Raw genomic sequence first — 19,880 nt, forward strand, 5'->3', positions numbered from 1 at the left:
AGCAGGCTTGAAAATCGGCGAGTTATCCGCGAAGACCGGCGTCAGCATCCGTTCGCTGCGTTATTACGAGAAGCAGAAGCTGCTAAGCTCGCATCGAGGCGGCAACGGTTATCGGGAGTATTCCCCCTTGGCTGTGGAGCAAGTGGGGACAATCCGGCTGTATTTGGCGCTCGGGTTGTCGACCGTGCAGATTGCCAGCTTCATGCAATGCGTGCTGATGAACAAGGAAGCCTTCTGTGAAGAGGTGCTGCCGATCTATGAGAGCAAGCTGCGGGAGATCGACGAACAGCTTCGCGAGCTTAACCAGATCCGTACGAACTTGCTGGACCGGATCCGATCGATACAGGAGGACAAACAACCGGGTATCGGAGGAGAAAAGAATGAGTCTGACTTTAGTTAATGACGTTAATTTCAGAATGAGCCTGCGCCCGCAAGGGGTCACGCTGGTCGAATTCGGAGCGTCGTGGTGTCCGCCCTGCAAAGTACTGAAGCCTCTGCTTGACGAGCTTGAGGAAAGCTATGGGGAGAGGGTGACGATGCTGGAGGTGGATTGCGACGCCTCGCCGGAGACTGCTTCCGAATTCGGAGTCATGTCCATGCCGACCGTGCTGGTGTTCCGGCATGGAGAACCGGTCGAGAAGCTGGTCGGACTGCGTCCGAAGGCGGTATATTCAAGTTTGCTCGAGAAATATATCGGAATCGAAAAGCCGCGCTGATGCGGCTTTTTGTTGTTTTTAGGTAAAAAGTTGCCTATCATGAAGAGAACAGAGGAAAGGAGTTTATTCGCATGCTTATCGATCTGAAGAATAGAACCGCGTTGGTCACCGGGGCGACAGGCGAGCTTGGGCGCGTCATGGCGAGAACGCTGGCGAAGTGCGGGGCGAATATCGCCATCCATTACCGAAGCAACGAGGCGCAGGCCGTCGCGCTGCAGCAAGAGCTCCAGAGCTTCGGCTCCCGGACGGCTATCATGAAGGCGGATGTCACCCGCCTGGAGTCGATCCTCGACATGAAGACAGTCATCGAGGAGCAGCTTGGCGCCGTCGATATCGTTGTGGCGAACGCGGTTGTTCAATACGAATGGAAAAGCATTCTGGAGCAGCCGATTGAGGATTACGCCAGTCAGTTCGATTCCTGCGTAATGCAGAGCGTTTATCTGGCGAAAGCGTTCGCCCCGGCTATGATCGACCGGAGATGGGGAAGGTTCATCGGGATTAATACGGAGTGCGCGATGCAGAATTTCGTCAACCAATCGGCCTACGTCTCCGGCAAACGGGGCATGGACGGCGTTTATCGCGTTCTCGCCAAGGAAATCGGAGAGCACCAAATTACGGTGAACCAGGTAGCGCCGGGTTGGACGATCAGCGAACGGGACCGCTTGAACAAGACGGAGCGCAGCGAGTCGTACGAGCAATCCGTGCCGCTGAAGCGGAGGGGAACGGATCAAGAGATCGCCAATGCGGTCGCGTTCCTCGCTTCGGATCTGGCGAGCTTTATTACGGGCGCTTATATTCCGGTCAGCGGCGGCAATGTGATGCCGGCCATCTAGCGATAATCGGACAAAGGAACGTCGGGAGGAGAACGGATGATCCGCTCGCATTTCATCAGTCATGACGGAGTTACGATACATTATTTGACCTCGAACGAGGACTCGACATCGGTTCCCCTCCTCATCTGCCCAGGCTTATCCGAAACAGCCGAGGAGTATATTGAACTGATGGAATACCTGGCTCCGAGGAAATGCATCGCGTTGTCCTTCAGAGGGCGGGGACTCAGCGATACGCCGGATCGGGGCTATGGTCTGGACGAGCACGTAGCGGATATCGAAGCCGTAATCGCCGACGCCAAGCCGAGCCGCTTTCATCTGTTCGCCAATTCCCGCGGCGTGTCATACGCGCTTGGATACTGCGACAAGCATCCGTCCAATATCATTCAATCCCTCATCCTGCAAGATTATCCGGCGGAGCATAAGGCGATGCCGGAAGGCTGGGCGGACGAATACATCCACCATTATCTGGTGCCCTTCTCGCGGCAGCGGAATATTCGGCAGGAGGCGGTGCGCGGCATCGCCGAGGAGTCGATCGCCAAGCGCTTCTCCAGAGGAATCCACAAGCGGCTGCTCGTTCTGCGCGGGAAGCTGGAGGGAAGCCTGCTATCCGACGAGGACTGCAGACGTTACGAACGGTTGTGCGTCGAGGCTTCTTTTGCGGCCTTCGAGCATTCCGGCCACGATATCCGCAACACGGAGAAGGATCGCTTATATCGAACGATCTACGAGTTCATTCATCCGGCATGAAGCCTGCGGCTTCTGGCCTTTTGTTCTGCCGACGCGCACGATGGCCACATCATTTGTTTTCCGGGTATGCCAATCGAAATCGTTTTCAAGTACAATGGGATAGGCGGTACATTCAGGTAGGGAGAGGGAGAGAACGGATGTTGAAACAGACAACTTTGGGAAGAACGGGCTTGAAGGTCACCAAGCTAGGTTACGGAGCAATGGAAATCCGCGGCCCTCGGGTATGGAACGGTCGACCGGTGACCGATGCCGAGTCGGAACGGATTCTGAACGCCGTCTTGGACTCCGGCATTAATTTCATCGATACTTCATACGACTACGGCCGGAGCGAGGAATTGATCGGGCGGTACATCAGCCATCGCAGAGCCGAATACGTTCTCGCCACCAAATGCGGCTGTACGCTGGTGGATTGCGGGGATCATGACGAGACGCCGCACGTCTGGACGCGGGACAATCTGCTTCATAACATCGAGACCAGCCTAAGCCGGATGAAGACGGATTACATCGATCTGCTGCAGCTTCACGGACCGACCGTTCAACAGACGGAGGAAGGCGGTCTTGTAGAAGTGCTTAAGGAGATTCAGGCGACCGGCAAGGTCCGCTGGATCGGCATATCGAGCTACCTGCCCCATATTCCTTCCTACATCGAGAACGGGGATTACGACACGTTCCAGATTCCGTATTCCGCACTGGAAAGGGAGCATGAAACGCTTGTGCAGGCTGCCGGAGAGCAAGGCGCGGGCGTCATCATCCGCGGAGGCGTCGGACAGGGAGAGCCTGGAGCCGGACGAGGTCTGGCCGATCGCTGGGCGTACTGGGACAAGGCCAATCTTGACGAGCTGCTGGAGGAAGGCGAAACCCGTACCGGATTTCTGTTAAGGTTCACGCTTTCTCATCCGCAGATGTCCACGACGATTGTAGGGACGAAAAATCCCGTTCATCTGGAGGAAAATTTGCGTTACGCCCGCAAGGGGGAATTGTCTGCCGAGGTGTACGAGGAAGCCAAGCGCCGACTTGACGAGGCAGGCTGTTCTCCGGTCGCTTAGGGCGCCGAATCCAGAAATCGCTGCGGAGGAGCTTACATCATGGCACAAGCTTTCATTTTCGATATGGACGGCGTGATCATCGACAGCGAGCCGCTTCATTTCGAAATCGACATTCATACGATGCGGCACTTCGGCGCCGAGATCACCAAGGAACGGCTGGAGAGGTACGTCGGTATGACGAACCCCGATATGTGGACGTTGATCAAGGACGAGCATGCGCTTGCCCCGCCTGTAGCGGAAATTATCGAATATCAATTGTCGGCCAAAATCCGCACGCTGCGCGAGCAGTCCTACACGCCTATCGAAGGCATTGCAGAGCTGTTGGGCGAATTGAAGGCTCAAGGCATCCCTTGCGGACTCGCTTCTTCATCTCCAAGAGCTTTCATCATGGAAGTGCTGAACAAGTTCGAGATTGCCGACTGCTTCTCTGTCGTGGTCAGCGGCGAAGAAGTAGCCCGGGGGAAGCCGGCTCCCGATGTTTTCCTTGAGGCGGCGAGAATGCTCGGCGCCGATCCCGGTCAGTGCGTCGTTATCGAAGATTCCAGAAACGGAGTCGCAGCCGCCAAAGCGGCGGGAATGCGCTGCTACGGCTATGTCAACGTGAATTCGGGCAACCAGGATTTATCTGCGGCCGATCGGATCGTGCATTCGATCAGAGACATTCGCATCGAAGAGCTGTAAGAGCGGAGGCAATCAGCATGAAGAGAGAAGCGCATCAATACGACATCGTGCATGCCGTCAGAGAAGACCTTGCAGGCATTGTGGACATCTACAATACGACGATCGCCAGCCGTATGGTGACGGCCGATCTGGAGCCGGCTACGCCGGAGAGCCGGATCGGTTGGTTCGAGGAGCATTCGGAGGATCGCAGACCTCTATGGGTAATGAAGAATGAAGGAGAGCTGGTGGCCTGGCTGAGCTTCTCCACCTTCAACAGCAGAGCCGCCTACGACGCCACCGCGGAGATCAGCATCTATATCGCGCCGAAATACCGCTCCAAGGGCATCGGGAGCCTGTTTTTGGAGAAGGCGCTAGAAGCGTGTCCCGGTTTGGGCATCCGCAGCATCGTAGCGCTCGTATTCGGTCACAACGCTCCAAGCCTGACATTGCTCAGGAAGTTCGGCTTCGAGCAATGGGGAAGGCTACCGGGCGTGGCCACGCTGGATGGAATCGATCGTGATCTTGTTCTGATGGGGCGCAAAGTCGAAACGAATTGACGAAAGGGGTGAATTCGGTGACTTTGTTCATTGCGGTCATCCTGATCATCGGGTTTGCGGGCGTTATCGGCAATCAATATTCCGGCTTGCAGCGAATGAGCCAAATGCAGAAGACGCTGGACGATATCCGCAGCGCTTTGCGCGAGCCGACCAAATAAAGCATAAAGCCCCGCTTGGCGCGAAAAGGCGGTCGTTCTCCTTTGCGCCAGGCGGGGCTTTATTATGCTTACACGTCCACGCGCCGGACGACTAGAATACTTTGGTCGTCCAGGATTCGCAATTCCACACCTCGGTGGCGATCTCGCGGTAAAATTCAGGCTCGTGGCTGATGAGCAGAATGCTGCCTTTGTAAGCCTTCAATGCGCGCTTAAGCTCGTCCTTCGCATCGACGTCGAGATGGTTCGTCGGTTCGTCAAGCACGAGAAGATTGGTCTGCTTGTTGATCAGATTGCATAAGCGGACCTTCGCTTTCTCGCCTCCGCTGAGCACGGCGACCTTGCTCTCGATATGCTTTGTCGTCAAGCCGCACTTGGCTAACGCCGCTCGCACTTCGAATTGCGTCATGGCAGGGAAGTTCTTCCATACAGCGTCGATACAGGTCTCATCCGCCGTTTCTTTCACTTCCTGCTCGAAATAACCGGTAAACAGGTTGTCTCCTTGTTTGGCTTCGCCGGAGAGAGGAGGGAGCTGGCCCAGCAGGCTGCGGAGCAAAGTCGTCTTGCCGATGCCGTTGGCGCCGACAATCGCGATCTTCTGGCCGCGCTCCATCAGCAAGTCGATCGGACGGCACAGAGGCTCCTCATATCCGATGACCAGACTTTTCGCCTCGAAGATCATGCGGCCGGATGTCCGCGCCTCCTTGAAGTTGAATTCAGGCTTGGGCTTCTCCCTGGCCAGCTCGATAATGTCCATGTTATCCAGCTTCTTCTGACGGGACATCGCCATATTGCGGGTGGACACGCGCGCCTTGTTGCGGGCGACGAAGTCTTTCAGATCCTCGATTTCTTGCTGCTGGCGCTTGTAGGCGGATTCCAGCTGTTGCTTCTTTGCTTCATGCAGCTGGACGAAATTATCGTAGTCCCCCACGTAGCGGTTCAGTTCTTGATTGCCCATATGATAGATCAGATTGATGACGCTGTTCAGGAAAGGAATATCGTGGGATACGAGAATAAACGCATTCTCGTATTCCTGCAAGTAGCGCTTGAGCCATTCGATATGCTGCTCGTCCAGATAGTTGGTCGGTTCGTCCAAGATCAGAATGTCGGGTTTTTCGAGCAGCAGCTTGGCCAGCAGCACCTTCGTGCGTTGACCGCCGCTAAGATCGTGTACGTCCCGATCAAGTCCGATATCGCCTAGACCCAGTCCGCGCGCGATTTCCTCGACCTTGGCGTCGATCAAATAGAAATCGTTGTTCGTCAGAATATCCTGAATCGTACCGACTTCGTCCAGCAGTTGCTCCAGCTCTTCGGGCGTAACGGAGCCCATCTTCTCGTACATGGCATTCATCTCGGTCTCGAGGTCGACGAGATAGCGGAACGCTCCACGAAGAACGTCCCGAATCGTCATTCCTTTCTGGAGAACCGAGTGCTGATCCAGATATCCGACACGAACCTTCTTCGCCCATTCCACCTTGCCGGCATCGGGCTCCAGATGCCCGGTAATAATATTCATGAAAGTCGATTTGCCTTCGCCGTTCGCGCCGACGAGGCCTACGTGCTCGCCCTTCAGCAAACGGAAGGATACATCGTTGAAGATGGCTCGATCGCCGAAGCCGTGAGATAAATTCGTTACCGTCAAAATACTCATGAGCAGACACCTTTTTCTTTTCCGGTTATAGACACACTAGTGTATATTATAAGCGCTTGAACGCGCAAAACTCAACGCTTTCGCGTTGAGTTTTACAAAGGTTCGGCAGGGAAGAGGTTATTTCAGCACGTGATAGCCTCGATCTCCATAAGGCTGAAGCTTGTTCATCCATTGCTCTTCCAGCTTCTTGAGCTCGTCTTTCACGCTGAAATAAGGGTTGTCGTTCGGCTTTAACACTTCCAATATTTCCATCGCGAACGAATCGGCGCCGAATTCGTTCCATTCTCTCTGCAGCGCGGCATTGCGGTCGCTGCCTAGCTGCAGGCTCGTGCTTCTCCCGTTGAGGGACTTCAAATTCGGGGTGCTGTCCACGAGCAGCTTGCCGTTCACTTTGTTCCTAATCTGATATACGCCAGCCTGGATCGGAATATCCTGGAATTTCTCCACCAGCTGCGCGCGTTTTTCTTTGTCCGGTTTCATCGGGAAATCACTCCAACCTTTAATCTTTCAGCCAATATTGGCTGCCGTCCGGTTGACGGCCCATAAAGCCATATTCAATTAAGTACCTTCTCAAGCTGGCATAATCCTCATACGCCGAAGCGAGAATTTCGTTCACTTCCTTCTCCGTATAGATTCGCTGGGGCTCGAACCGCTTCGCCAGCTCGCGGAGCAGGATCAGCTTCTGCTTTTCCTTCACGTCAAAGGTAGTCATTGGACCCTTCGGGCCTTCAGGGAAATACTTGCTCAGCGTCTTCGCCGTTTCTTCCGCGGTAATATGATAACGCTCGTCGACCATTCTGGCGGTCTTGTGGACGTTGACGATTTCCGGCGCATGCCGATCCCGTTCCTTCAGCAGCTCCATCAGGACGAGAAATACGCGAGATTGCCGTTCCTTCTCCTTAAGCACGAAGCGATGATTGCGTATCGTCGAGGCGCTGCCGATGCCAAGCTCCTTGCGAATGCCGTCATCGGATGTCCCTTCATAGAATAGCCGCAGCAGGCTGTTCTGATGATCGGTCAAGCCGGTCAGCTTCTTGTCCAGCGAGATTAGGTAGTCAAACACGGAGCCGTGCTTGCTCTCGATGTGCTTGCCCATGAACTTCCTCGCATCATAATAACGTCCGTCTTCCGGGTAGATGATTCCTTCCTCTGTGCTTATGCCGCAGAGCAAGCAGATATACCGGTCGGCCTCTTGCACGTAGCCTTGCTTCAATTCCTCCAACGAACAACCCCAGAAAGCATCATTCACATCCAATTATCAAACACACCCTTATTTCGTTTGTTACTATGATAGACAATATACAATATTGTTTGATAATCGTCAACATGAGCACCGGCAGCATAGACCTGAAAGGGGCAGGGGGGTATAATCAAAAGAAAAACTTCCTGGAGGTTCCTCTCTTGAGTCGATTTTGGAGCGAGCTAACTGCATCCCTAGTTCCCTATGTGCCTGGCGAACAACCGAAAGACCAACGTTATATTAAGCTGAATACGAACGAAAATCCTTATCCGCCTTCGCCCAAGGTGATCGAAGCGCTGCGTCATGCAGCTAACGCGGATCTCCGGCTATACCCCGATCCTTCTTGCGATGCCCTCAGGGAAACAGTCGCTTCCTACTATGGTCTGGGCAAGGAGCAAATCTTCGTCGGGAACGGCTCGGACGAAATTCTGGCGTTTGCCTTCCCGGCATTCTTCACCGCGGCTAAACCGATCCTTTTCCCGGATGTTACTTACACTTTCTATCCCGTGTACGCCCAACTGTACGGCTTGAGTTACGAAACCGTACCGACGGATGAACGCTTCGTGATCGATCCACAGCGGTACGGAGCGCATAACGGGGGCGTCGTCCTGCCGAATCCAAATGCGCCTACGGCCAGATTGCTATCTATTCATGGCATTAAACAAATTCTTGACGCCAATTCCGATCAAGTGGTCATTATCGATGAGGCTTATATCGACTTCGGCGGGCAATCCGCAATTCCGCTGATCGCCGACTATCCGAATTTGCTCGTCGTTCAGACGTTGTCGAAGTCACGGTCCTTGGCCGGGCTGCGGGTCGGATTGGCCATGGGCCATCCCGACTTAATCGAAGGACTGAACCGGATCAAAAATTCCTTCAATTCTTACACGCTGGATCGTCTTGCCTTGGCTGGGGCGATCGCCTCGTTCGAGGATCAGGCCTACTTCGAAGAAACGAATCGTAAAATTCAAGCGACGCGGGAGAGAACGACCGAGGCGTTGGCGGGAATAGGCTTTGAGGTGATTGAATCGCAGGCGAACTTCGTCTTTGCGACCTGCCCGAGAAGGTCGGCTCAGGAGCTGTTCGCAGAGCTGAAGAAGAGGGGGATACTCGTTCGATACTTCAACAAGCCTAGAATCGATCAATATCTTCGCATCAGCATCGGCACGGACGAAGAAATGGACGCCCTGCTGGATGCCCTCGGCCAGATTCTGGCTGAAGCATGATCGAGCGGACGCCTCTGTTCGTTGAGAGCGAAGGGAAATTCCTGTCGGAAGACGGGGAGAAATCGCTTGCTATACCGAATGAATGAGAGGGGGAAGCTCCTCGCAGGATAACGGGTGGCTCAGCAGAAAGCCTTGCCCGTAATCGCACTGGCACTTCTTCAAGTACGCAAGCTGCTCGTAGGTTTCCAGCCCCTTGGCGATAATTCCGTATTCATGCTTCTTCATGAAGCGGATCATAGGTCCCCATACCTCGGACTGCTCCTCGTATTGGGTCGCGGGCTTGGCTTTATGATCGATCTTGATGATCTGAAACGGCAGCTTGCGTACATACAGCATGGAGGAGGAGCAAGCGCCGAAGTCGTCCAGCGCCAGACGGACGCCTAATGCGCGCAGCTTCATCAGCTGCTTCTCCGCCGTCTCGATCCGGCCGCTTAAAGCGGCTTCCTTTACCTCAAGCTCCAGCCGCTCGGGGGAGATGCCGGTATCGCGCAGGATCGCTTGCAGCCTCTCGGGAAAGCTCTCATCCATCATCTGCATGCCGGAGATATTCACCGATATCGTCAGACGGGACGGGGAGGGAGCGACCTGAAGCAGCGTACGGCAAGACTGGAGCAGAACCCACTCCCCAAGCTGCGCAACGATGCCCAGTTGTTCGGCAATCGGGATCACCTCAAGCGGCATCACTTTTCCCAATTCGGGGTGATTCCATCGCAGCAGGGCTTCGAAGCCTCTGAGCTTGCCGCTATTCAGCTCATATTGAGGCTGATAGTGCAGCCCAAGCTGATTGTCGGCAAGCGCTGCGCGGAGATCGATTTGAATGCGCTGTTGCCGGAGCATCGCGACCGCTTGTTGGTTCTCTTGCTCCGTATCGTTCTGGACATCGTCTTCGCCTCCATGCTGAAGCGCGGTGCGGGCGTCGGCAATCAATTGATCGATGTCGTGGCGTTTACCTTGGCCGGTGACTCTGCTCGTCCGAAGAGTGACGGGGTATCGCTGACCTTCCACCCGATAAGGCGCGGACAGCTGTTCCTTCATGTCCTCCCACATCGAGGCAGAGGTTGTCCGCTGGCCTGCGGATTCCGGGATGCAAACCAGGAAATGTCGATGGTCCAATTGGCAGAGGAGGCTGTCCTCAGGAGCCCAGTTCGTCAGCCTTCGACTGAATTGCTTGCGCATCTCAAGGGCGGAATGATCCTCGTTCAAGGAACTCATCGGCCTGTATCCGTTTACATACAACAGTGTTAAAGAGAACGGGATGCCTTCTCGGACTTTATGCCGAAGCAGCTTCTTGAAGCGCTTGAGGGAGTGCAGCCCCGGGTCTTGACCGGGCTCGGTTTTAGGGGCGGCAAAACGCCTAAGGTTAAGCCAGTACCGGCGGCCCATGCCCAGACTGACGGCGACGAATGCGGCAAGCAGACCGACAATGGCCGAAAGCTTCCAATCCTGCATTGTAACCCCTCCCCCCGATAATCGTATTCTCAAGTATGGGAAGAAAACGTTTGGAAAGTTACCGGAAAACTATTAGGAAGAAAATGAAAAAGCTCCCCAGGCAGGGAGCTTTTTCGGTTATGTATGTCGTCCCGTGTACAGGGAAGAGGGGATGCATCAAGGATTCATGAATTTATACCCGACCCCCCAGACGGTTTTGATGTACTGGGGCTCCTTCGGATTTTTCTCCAGCTTGCGCCTCAGATTGGTCACATGCACGTCAATCGCTCTGTCGTTAATGAAGGAATCGATTCCCCGGACGGCATTGATCAGTTCTTCCCGGCTGAATACCCGGTTGGGATGATGGAAAAAGAGCTTCATGATCTCGTACTCGGAAAAGGTTGTTTCGATATGCTCTCCGTTCAGCACGATCGTACGCCGCTCCAGATCCAGACTCAGTCCTTGATCGATGTCCGGCATGGCTTCTCCGTGCGCGTGCAGGGCCTTGGCCGGCTTGGCCGCAGGGCTAAGGCTGGTGGCCCGGCGCAAGACGGCCTCCATGCGGACCTTCAGCTCCTGCATGCTGAACGGCTTGACCAGAAAGTCATCGGCTCCGTTGCTGATCGCCTGTATGCGCACGGTTACAGACGGCTTCATGGAGATCACGATAATCGGTACCGCAGTCAGCTGTCTAAATTCGGCGCAAAGCTCGGTTCCGTTAGCATCAGGAAGCATTAAGTCGAGCAACAAAATGTCCGGGTTGTAGATGCCGAGCGCCAGCTTGCCTTCTCGAGCGGTCTCCACGCGCTGCACGTCGAAATTTTCTTCGGTGAGGTACAGGGTGAGCATTTCTCCGATGATGGGATCATCTTCAACAACAAGCACTCTCGTCAACTTCATGTCACACCCTTTGCGATTTGTTAGGATTGCTCATATTTTGCTAACATTTAGCACCGTAAATCTATTATATATTGTCGAATCGTGTTCGTCTAACTCCTTTTTCGGCGAAGTAGAGTCGCAATGGAATCCATGCCTTCCTCTAAATAGTGATAAAATTCCTGCTCGTATTCCTCCACCGGAGCATTGCTTTGAAGCATCTTTTCCATCGTCGCCGCGGCTTCCTGAATGACGACCGCGCCGAGGTGTCCGGCTGCGCCTCGCAAGGAGTGCACGAGCCGGACGGCGTCCATGCGGTCGCCCTGCCTGAGCAGCGCGGCAAGACGCTGCCGGACATCGGAATACTCTTGCGAGAACTTGTACAGCAGCTTAAGGTACAATTCTCCCTTCCCGTTAAGCCTTTGCAGCGCGGCGGCCGGGCGAAGGCCGGGAAGATCGGGCCACAGCTCCGTTTCGACGGGCCGAACAGAAGGGACTGACGGCCTTGAGGGAAGCCATTTGCCGATCACTTCCAGGAGAATGTCGGGCTCAATCGGCTTCGTGATAATGTCGTTCATTCCGGCTTCCTTGCATCGCATATGCATTTCCATCGTCACATCGGCCGTCAGGGCAATGATGGGCAGCTTATCGGAGCTATGCCGTCTGCGGATCAGAGCGGTTGCTTCGATACCGTCCATCTCCGGCATGTGCAAGTCCATGAGAATCAAATCCACTTGCGCTTCGCCTTCCCCGAGCAGCTCGACCGCTTCCCGGCCGCTTTCCAGCAGGTCGGCTGAGTAGCCGTAGGAGCTTAGCAGCTGCTGTACGACCAATCGATTGATGATTTGGTCGTCCACGACCCAGAGACGAACGTTTTCGGTCCTTTCCTTGTCAGCTACGGGCAGGACGGCTGCTGTCTGAGCCTTGTCGATATCGCGAATCGGAAGCCCCTTCATCGATCGGCTGATGACGTGCAGCGCTTGCTGCACGAGCAGGAGGGAGGACGGCTTGACGAGAACCGCATCCGGCTTGTAATCGGCCGGCAATAGCTGCAACGCGTCCCGACCCAGCAACGTCGTGGACGAGATAACCTTGACGCCGCTTTGATTCAGCTTGGACTTCCAATCCATCCACGTTTCTTCCCCGTGCATGTCGCCGGCTTCCATATCTACGATCATCGCGTCCCATCGGGATTGCTGAAGCAGCAGCTCCGCCTCCTGCCAGGACGACAAGGCGACCGCTTCGCAGCCGAAGGAGGAGAGCATGATCCGCCAGTGCTCCGCGACTTGGTTCTGATCCTCCAGCACGATAATCTTCATGCCAGGGAATTGCGCCCTGTCGGTCAAGGTGCGATTGTCGGACAGGGGGAGCGTAAGATCGAAAGCAAAGGTGCTGCCCACGTGATAAGCGCTTTGAACGGATATGGAGCCGCCCATTCTTTCCACGAGCGTATGGGAGATGACAAGTCCCAGCCCGGTTCCGCCGTATTTGCGGCTCGTCTTCTCGTCGGCTTGCACGAAAGGCATGAACAAGCGCTCGCGCTGCTCGTCCGTCATTCCGATACCGCTGTCCTTGACGGTGAACTTAAGATGAACATTCCGCTGCGTAAGCTCGACCGCTTCAATCGAAAGCTCAATAAGCCCATGATTGGTGAATTTAATCGCGTTGCTGCCCAGGTTAAGCAGCACTTGCTCCAGACGGACCGGATCGCCGTCAAGCCAATCCGGTATACGCGGATCGGAATGGATGATAAAATCGACCGGCTTAGGGCCGAGCAGAACGGAGAAGAGGCCGCTAAGCCTTTCAAGCAGCTCCTCCAGACGGAACGGCACGCATTCCAGCGACAGCTTGTCCGCCTCCAGCTTGGAGAAATCCAGAATATCGTTCAGAATTCCCAGCAGATTATAAGAGGAAACCGAAACCTGACGCAGGTAGTCGCTCTGAATATCCGTAAGCTCGGACCGCTGCAGCAAATGGGTCAGTCCGATAATACCGTTCAACGGCGTACGGATTTCGTGGCTCATCCGCGCGAAAAACGAGCTTTTCGCCTCATTAGCCCTGTCCGCCTCTTCCTTGGCTTCCAGCAACTGCCGCTGAACTTCTTTCTGGTCGGAAATGTCCCTTACGATGGTCGAATAGAAGATATCCCGGTCATCCTTTGTCTGGTGGGCGACGACTGTAATCGAAGTGATTTGCGCCGCTCCTCCCGCCGTGATGAACTCGATCTCGCTTTGCCAATAGCCATGCTTGCGAGCTTCGGACAAGCCTTCCGCAAAGCGGACCGTGGTCGGGATCGGCATGTACTGGTTCAAGCGCTGCGTGTGCTCGTTCAGCGTGTCGATGCCGAGGAAGGCGTGTCCGGCTTTGTTCAGGTAAAAGATCTGTCCCCGCATGTCGAAGGAAGCGATCATATCGTGCGCGCTCTCCATAATTTCCAGCAATCGGGTGTTGGTGGCGACCGCTTGCTTAATCTCGCTAATATCTCTGGCGATCAACACGTAGCCTTTGGTCGTGCCGTCAGGATGACGGATGATGCTCGTATTCAAGGAAACGAGCATCCGCATGCCTCTGCGGGAAACCCAGGTCCATTCCCAATTGGGCAGAAAGCCCTTGCGGGATACCAGGAACAGCACGGATTCATCCGGTTGAATGGGGCTTTGCAGCTTGTCCGAATAAAACTTCGCGCGCTCGCGAAGCTGATCCTGATCGTGCCAGAGCAGCAGCGTCTTGCGGCCAAGAACTTCGCGCTCGTCGTAGCCCAGCATTTCTTCGGCGCGCTTGTTGAAAGAGGTGATCACGAACTGGGCATCCGTAACGATCATGGCGTAGTGATTGTGGCGGATAAACGCCTGGAACGGCTCGAACAGCTCCTGCAGATTGTCGATCATCCCGTTGACCGAGGTCGCCAAGATGCCCATCTCGTCCTGGCTTCTGATCTCCAGAGGCTTGGGATAGAAATTGCCGGTAGCCACGTTTCGGGTAACGTTAACGACTTGCATCAATCGGCTAATGATCGAACGTTGGGTTATGAGATACAGCAGAGTGCCCAAGCAAACTTCCGTGATCGCGATCAGGGTCATGTTCATCCATAGCGACTTCCGCAGCGGCGCCTCGAACTCGCTCTTGGCGATCGAATAGACCGCATACCAGTTTCTCTCCGGCATTTTTACGTAAAAGATTTTCACCATGCGTCCGAAGATATGGGCTTCGCCGTGCCCTTCGATGCTGCTTTTCATCTGTTCGAAGATGTTATGGGAGCCCGGCTCGTCCCGGAAATAATTCCGTTTAAGCACAAGCGATTTGTCCGCATGGTAGAGCAGATTCGTGTCCTGATCGATGAGAATCATGAGACTGTCCTCGTAATCGCCGCCAATAGAATCGAGCTGCTTGTCCAGGAGGCGATTCGAGTCGAGCGCGATGCCGATCACGCCGAGCAGCGTGTAATCTATATCGTAGAAGGGGATCATCATCCACATTACGGGATAACCTTCCTCGTCCAGCATCATATTCGAATAATTGTAGTTGCCGGTCAACGCCATCTTGAAGGCGGGCATCTCGGCTACGGATATCGTGCGCCCGTTCGTCAACAGCATGTTGCCCGCGCGATTGGCAATGCCGACGTGACGAGCAGGCAGATTCGTCAGGGGAACGGCCGTCTTTAGGAAATCCAGCCTTTCCTCGGTCGTGCGAAGTCGAACCGGGATCGAATGGCCTATCAGCTCCGCTTCTTTAATTCGCAGGGACAGCATCGTGCTTAAATTCGTGGTCAAGCTTTTCAGGCTCGACAGACTGTACCGCAGAAGCTCCTTGTTCATCTGCCTGTTCGAGGTTTCGTAATTAATGAGGCTCATTGCCACGAAGGAGAGCGTATTGATCACTATGAGCGCCAAGGCAATCTTGAAGCGCAGGGAACGAAACATGCCGACGATCACCCCTTAACCGGATAGAACAAACGTTGCAGATTTGCCGTGATATCCAAAGCATTGACGCGCTGTATAAATCTTCTAAATTTTCTTTCTCTATCATATCGAATCACCGCATAATTCGACAGAGCTAACTTACGCTAATATCGACAATTTTGTTAGGGAAGTTTATCGCCGTTTCAGAATTTAAGCCCGGCTCACAATAAAATAAGCTTCCGACGACAGGGCCGGAAGCTTACGAAGGGGCGGAGAAGCGCAACGCGTGCACCCGAAAGCGATCAGGAGAGGGGGAGCAGAACCGTGAACCGGGCTCCGCCGTGAGAGGCGTTATCCGCGAAGACTTCTCCTCCGTGCATTTCGACAATTTTTTTGACGATCGACAAACCCAGCCCGCTGCCGCCGCTCGATCTGTCCCGTGCGGGATCCGCCTTGAAGAAGCGTTCGAAGACATGGGGGAGTGCTTGCTGCGACAAGCCTGGACCGGAGTCCGTCACAACGAGTCTGACCCTTCCCGCCTCTCCCGCCAGAGCGATTCCGATCGTCCCTCCGGCCGGCGTGAACTTGATGCTGTTATGGAGCAGATTCAACCAAACCTGGCTCATCAGATCCTCGTCGGCTGCAATCGTCACCTCGGATAAGTCCACATCCATTTCGAGCTCCTTGGCTTGCCAGAGAGGCTCGCAGGACAGAATGAGATGACGAAGCTGCCGATCCAGCCGATAGGCTTTCTTGTCGAAAGGATGATGATTGGATTCCAGCGAGGTCAGCTTGAGCAGATTGTCGCTCATGCGGGACAGCCGTTTGCTCTCGGTTTCGATGATTTGCACATACCGCTTGCGCGTCTCCGGGGCCAGATCGTCCTGCTGCAGAGCGCGAGCAAAGCCGCCAATGGAAGTGAGCGGGGATTGAATCTCGTGCGAGACGTTCGAGATGAACTCTTGCCGCATCTCCTCCATCCGGCTTAACTCGGAGGCCATCTCGTTAAAGCTGTCGACGAGCGGGGAGAACTGTCCCATAAACCGGGGATTGGTCTGCAGATTTACGTTAAAATTGCCCCGGGACAATTGCTTCATGGCATTAATCATTTCCAGAAACCAATCCATCTGGCGCCTCACCGGCGCGAAAAAGAGACGGATAAGCTTCATTGCGTAAAAAAGCAAGCTGAAGGTGAGCACGACGACCAAATACTGCCTAAGCGGAGTATGGCCATACTGGGGGAGCCAATAGCGGAACACCAGATCCATAACGGAATAGGCAACCGCCCAGCTGGCAGCGATGCCGATATGGAAGGAGAGGATCAGGAGCGCCAGCACCTTCCTCCGGGGCTTGAACGGCTGGCTGAGCTCCCGCATCCGGCGCCGATGCTCCTTGTTCTCCCGATAGAAATTGCCCCAGCATCGTCGCATTCCGGACGTCGAATTGCCGTGTCGCCGCCGGTGCTGGCGAGGGTGCCCCTCGCGTTTCATCGGGCGACCTCCAGACGGTAGCCCAAGCCCCGGACGGTCGCAATCGAGAAGCCGTACTGTCCGTCCGGAAATTTCTCGCGCAGCCTCTTGATGTGAACGTCCACGGTTCTTTCGTCTCCCTCGTAATCGTAGCCCCAGAGTTGCTCGATCAGCTGCTCGCGGGAGAAGGTCTTGCCGGGATAGCTGGCCAGCTTGAACAGAAGCTCGAACTCCTTAAGCGGAATAGTCAGCGTCTGTCCCGCGGCCTCCAGGGTATAGGTGTGCCGATTGAGCGTGACGCTGCCTACGGTGACATTCTGCGATACGGAAATGCGGTAGCGCTTCAGCAGCGCCTTCACGCGCGCGACGAGCTCGACCGGTTCAAAGGGCTTGACCATATAATCGTCCGTGCCCAATTGGAAGCCTTTTAGCTTCTGGGAGGTATCGCCCTTGGCCGTCAGCATGAGCAAGGGCATGTCGTAATGCTCGCGCAGCTCCCGACACAGCTCCCAGCCGTCCATATAGGGCATCATAATATCCAGCACGACGAGATCGACCCGAGTCGATTCGAGAAGCTTAAGGGCCTCCAGCCCATGCTCGGCCGTCACCACTTGAAAGCCCTCCTGCGCAAGAAACAAAGCGATCAGCTCGCGGATATGCGGATCGTCATCGACAACAAGTATTCCGGACATGGCGTTCGACTCCTTTCAGTTCGCTAGCTGCGGATAGCGCAGCTGCTGCTCTGCGAATTCCCGATACAGATCATGGCTGGCGACCAATTGCTCGTGGGTTCCGATTCCGGTTACCTTGCCCTTCTCCAGAAAGACGATCTGATCCGCATCGACGACGGTGGATAGCCGGTGGGCGATCACCAAGGTCGTGCGACCCCTCATCAGATTGTTAAGCGCCTCCTGAACGACGCGCTCCGAGGTGCTGTCGAGAGCCGACGTGGCTTCGTCCAGCATCAGAATGCGCGGGTTGCGCAGCAGGGCTCTGGCGATGGCAATTCGCTGCCGCTGGCCCCCGGACAGCTTCATGCCGCGTTCCCCGACCTCCGTCTCGAAGCCGTCGGGCAATTCATCGATAAAGCCGTCCGCGTAAGCCATTCGGGAGACGGACCGCAGTTCCTCCTCGGACACTTCCCGATCCAGCCCGTATACGATATTCTCGCGAATCGTGCCGGACATGAGCGGACTTTCCTGCGAGACGTAACCGATCTGACTGCGCCAGGAGGATAGGGAGAATTGTCCGATGTCCCGCTCCCCGTACGCGATATGGCCGGATTGCGGGTCGTAATAGCGTTCGAGCAGGGAGAACAGAGTTGTTTTGCCGCTGCCGCTCGGGCCGACGAGAGCGGTAACGCGGCTGTGCGGTATTGTAAAATTAATGTCGTTAAGGATTACTTCTCCTTGGTCGTAATGAAAGGAGAGATTGCGCAGTTCAATCGCATGATCCACAGCCGGCACGCGTTCGCCGCTGGCGTGATCCTCTTCGACCTCAGCCAGAATGCCGACCATCCGCTCCGTCGCTCCGATGGCCTTCTGCAGCTGCGTGAAGAAGGCGGTGATCTGGCCGAGAGGCATTACGATCTGAATTAAATAAAGAATGAAAGCGACCAGCTCGCCTGCGGTGATCGAACCGTTCGATACGCGCAAGCCGCCGTAGCCGATAATGGCCACCATCAGCATCATGATGACGATTCCCATTAACGGGGCGATGAAGGCCTGAATTTTGCCCTCGCGGACCCCAAGCTCGAACAGCTTTGCAATGCCGGATTTGCCGCGTTTATATTCGATCGGCTCCGCATTCGAGGATTTGACCAATCGGACCTCGGACAGCACCTGGGTCAGCACGGAGGTCAAGCTTGCCGTCTCGTTCTGCATATTGCGGGAGATTCGGTGCATCTTGCGGCCAAGCGGCATCATGATGGCAAGCGTCAGCGGAACGGCCAGCAAGAGAACCATCGTCATCTGCCAATCCATCATCAGCAAAATTACGATGGAACCGACGATAGAAATAATGCCGTTGACGAATCCGGACATATGCTCGGAGACGACCTGCTTGACGACATTCGTATCATTGGTGACCCGGCTGATTAGTCCGCCGGTTTCTTCCCGGTCGTAATGACCGAGAGGCAGATACAGCAGCTTGCGCCACAAAATGTCGCGCAGTCCGGACAGAATCTGCTGTCCGAACTTGTTCAGCAGGAAGATGGATAACCCGCTGGCGAGCATCTGCGCCACGAAGACGCCTGCAAGCAGCAGAATTTGGACTCCGCTTAACGAATCGAAGGAAAATCCGTCGACCAGATTTTTCGTAAACAAAGGGACGAACAAGCCGACGACGGTAGCGACCAGGCTGAAAGAAAGCGCAGCGATCAGCATCGGCTTGGACGGTTTGGCGCTGTTGACCAACGAGAAGAACGTCTTCCAGTTGTTAGCAGGCCTGTCCTTCGCGGGCTGAGTGCTGCCGGAGTTGGGACGATTGCTCATATTCATAGGGAAAGCGATCCTCATTTCCTTAAAGTAATGCCCCGGAGCTTGCCGGGGCTGACCGTGAATGCGCGTAGCTACATTATGCTTGTAACAGCGGGCGAATGCCACTTCCATCGGCCAGAGACAGACGATGAGGAGCGGTTCGCTTCGCGCTGTTCAGTGAGGCTATTCTAGCTCGAATATATGAACTGCATATGAACGATGGACATGTCCATCGGGTGTCTGCCATGTTACAATAGTCGGATACAGGAACGGAGGGAATGCAAGATGAGCAATTCGGCAATGGGCAGCGAGCGGCTGACGGGACAGCTGTCATTCTTGATGGAGATCGATCAGTTGAAGTCGGTGCTGCGCAAAACGTATTTGATCGATGGAAGCCGACTTGAAAATTCCGCAGAACATAGCTGGCACGTCTCGTTGATGGCGATTCTGCTGCTGGAGCATGCGAATGAAACGGCTTTGGACTTGAATCGCATCGTGCGGCTGCTGCTGATCCATGATCTCGTAGAGATCGATGCCGGCGATACGTTCGCATACGATACGCAGGGGTATTCGGATAAGGAAGCACGCGAGCTGGCTGCGGCAGAACGGTTGTTCGGCATGCTGCCTCGGGATCAGCGGGACGAATGGATGAGCCTCTGGCGGGAATTCGAGGACGGGCACACGGCAGAAGCGAAGTATGCGGCCGCGCTCGACCGTCTTCAGCCGGTCATTCATAATCGCCGCACCGGAGGCTTGAGCTGGAAGCAGAACGGCATTACCCGTTCGCAGGTGCTTAAGAGGCTCGAACCAGTGAAGGACGTCTCGGATACGCTTTGGGCGTTCGCGCAGAATATTTTGCAGCAGGCAGTAGAAGAGGGATTATTGAGGGATGACTTTGTG

At 55.0% G+C, this 19,880-nt stretch carries 18 protein-coding genes and 1 pseudogene; 10 read left to right on the forward strand and 9 right to left on the reverse strand.

Features of this window, described 5'->3' with window-relative positions; translation table 11 throughout:
* Positions 1-7: 7 nt before the first annotated feature.
* The 8 genes from ACFO1S_RS24085 to ACFO1S_RS24120 all read left to right on the forward strand — a co-directional run bounded on the left by ACFO1S_RS24085 (position 8) and on the right by ACFO1S_RS24120 (position 4,717).
* Entirely contained in the window at positions 8-400 is a 393-nt protein-coding gene (locus ACFO1S_RS24085) for a MerR family transcriptional regulator (RefSeq protein WP_204602500.1), read from the forward strand.
* On the forward strand, positions 381-716 hold the full coding sequence (locus tag ACFO1S_RS24090) for a thioredoxin family protein (RefSeq protein ID WP_204602499.1): 336 nt from the start codon (positions 381-383) through the stop codon (positions 714-716). Before ACFO1S_RS24085 ends, ACFO1S_RS24090 begins: the two co-directional genes overlap by 20 nt.
* Before the next feature lie 71 nt (positions 717-787).
* Entirely contained in the window at positions 788-1,549 is a 762-nt protein-coding gene (locus ACFO1S_RS24095) for an SDR family NAD(P)-dependent oxidoreductase (protein ID WP_204602498.1), read from the forward strand.
* 36 nt (positions 1,550-1,585) lie between these two features.
* Positions 1,586-2,296 carry an alpha/beta fold hydrolase gene (locus ACFO1S_RS24100; RefSeq protein ID WP_204602497.1) on the forward strand — a complete coding sequence of 237 codons (711 nt, stop codon included), beginning with the start codon at positions 1,586-1,588 and terminating at the stop codon, positions 2,294-2,296.
* 137 nt (positions 2,297-2,433) lie between these two features.
* Positions 2,434-3,342 carry an aldo/keto reductase gene (locus tag ACFO1S_RS24105; protein ID WP_378127715.1) on the forward strand — a complete coding sequence of 303 codons (909 nt, stop codon included), beginning with the start codon at positions 2,434-2,436 and terminating at the stop codon, positions 3,340-3,342.
* Between the two features lie 39 nt (positions 3,343-3,381).
* Entirely contained in the window at positions 3,382-4,023 is a 642-nt protein-coding gene (locus ACFO1S_RS24110) for an HAD family hydrolase (protein ID WP_204602496.1), read from the forward strand.
* A 17-nt stretch (positions 4,024-4,040) separates the two neighbouring features.
* A complete protein-coding gene (locus ACFO1S_RS24115) occupies positions 4,041-4,559 on the forward strand; it encodes a GNAT family N-acetyltransferase (RefSeq protein ID WP_204602495.1) in 519 nt (172 codons plus the stop codon).
* 17 nt (positions 4,560-4,576) lie between these two features.
* Positions 4,577-4,717, forward strand: coding sequence for a hypothetical protein (locus ACFO1S_RS24120; RefSeq protein WP_204602494.1), 141 nt, complete (start codon positions 4,577-4,579; stop codon positions 4,715-4,717).
* A 91-nt stretch (positions 4,718-4,808) separates the two neighbouring features.
* Here ACFO1S_RS24120 and ACFO1S_RS24125 read toward each other — a convergent pair whose 3' ends face one another.
* The 3 genes from ACFO1S_RS24125 to ACFO1S_RS24135 form a co-directional block, all read right to left on the reverse strand.
* Positions 4,809-6,365, reverse strand: coding sequence for an ABC-F family ATP-binding cassette domain-containing protein (locus ACFO1S_RS24125; protein ID WP_204602493.1), 1,557 nt, complete (start codon positions 6,363-6,365; stop codon positions 4,809-4,811).
* Between the two features lie 117 nt (positions 6,366-6,482).
* Positions 6,483-6,845, reverse strand: coding sequence for a GIY-YIG nuclease family protein (locus ACFO1S_RS24130; RefSeq protein ID WP_204602492.1), 363 nt, complete (start codon positions 6,843-6,845; stop codon positions 6,483-6,485).
* Between the two features lie 19 nt (positions 6,846-6,864).
* Positions 6,865-7,620 carry a DUF2087 domain-containing protein gene (locus ACFO1S_RS24135; RefSeq protein WP_204602491.1) on the reverse strand — a complete coding sequence of 252 codons (756 nt, stop codon included), beginning with the start codon at positions 7,618-7,620 and terminating at the stop codon, positions 6,865-6,867.
* Between the two features lie 146 nt (positions 7,621-7,766).
* On the opposite strand from ACFO1S_RS24135, the gene hisC reads away from it, so the two are divergent.
* Positions 7,767-8,831, forward strand: coding sequence for a histidinol-phosphate transaminase (gene hisC / locus ACFO1S_RS24140; RefSeq protein ID WP_204602490.1), 1,065 nt, complete (start codon positions 7,767-7,769; stop codon positions 8,829-8,831).
* Positions 8,832-8,900: 69 nt separating this feature from the next.
* Here hisC and ACFO1S_RS24145 read toward each other — a convergent pair whose 3' ends face one another.
* From ACFO1S_RS24145 to ACFO1S_RS24170, 6 genes are all read right to left on the reverse strand, one after another.
* Complete coding sequence (locus ACFO1S_RS24145) at positions 8,901-10,280, reverse strand: EAL domain-containing protein (protein WP_204602489.1); 1,380 nt, start codon at positions 10,278-10,280, stop codon at positions 8,901-8,903.
* Positions 10,281-10,436: 156 nt separating this feature from the next.
* The gene (locus ACFO1S_RS24150) at positions 10,437-11,153 is read right to left on the reverse strand and encodes a response regulator transcription factor (protein WP_204602592.1); all 717 of its coding nucleotides are present in this window, start codon (positions 11,151-11,153) and stop codon (positions 10,437-10,439) included.
* 95 nt (positions 11,154-11,248) lie between these two features.
* On the reverse strand, positions 11,249-15,055 hold the full coding sequence (locus ACFO1S_RS24155) for a response regulator (protein WP_204602488.1): 3,807 nt from the start codon (positions 15,053-15,055) through the stop codon (positions 11,249-11,251).
* Between the two features lie 281 nt (positions 15,056-15,336).
* A complete protein-coding gene (locus ACFO1S_RS24160) occupies positions 15,337-16,524 on the reverse strand; it encodes a HAMP domain-containing sensor histidine kinase (protein ID WP_378127718.1) in 1,188 nt (395 codons plus the stop codon).
* Positions 16,521-17,195 (reverse strand): response regulator transcription factor, encoded by a 675-nt coding sequence (locus tag ACFO1S_RS24165; RefSeq protein ID WP_204602487.1) that lies wholly within the window; start codon positions 17,193-17,195, stop codon positions 16,521-16,523. The genes ACFO1S_RS24160 and ACFO1S_RS24165 overlap by 4 nt, the downstream gene beginning before the upstream one ends.
* A 15-nt stretch (positions 17,196-17,210) precedes the next feature.
* Entirely contained in the window at positions 17,211-18,995 is a 1,785-nt protein-coding gene (locus ACFO1S_RS24170) for an ABC transporter ATP-binding protein (RefSeq protein WP_204602486.1), read from the reverse strand.
* A gap of 324 nt (positions 18,996-19,319) precedes the next feature.
* On the opposite strand from ACFO1S_RS24170, the pseudogene ACFO1S_RS24175 reads away from it, so the two are divergent.
* A pseudogene (locus ACFO1S_RS24175) lies at positions 19,320-19,739 on the forward strand (HD domain-containing protein); the annotation flags it as partial.
* Between the last annotated feature and the right edge of the window lie 141 nt (positions 19,740-19,880).

The sequence above is a fragment of the Cohnella boryungensis genome (assembly GCF_042651945.1).
In the GTDB taxonomy this organism is placed as follows: Bacteria; Bacillota; Bacilli; order Paenibacillales; family Paenibacillaceae; genus Cohnella; species Cohnella boryungensis.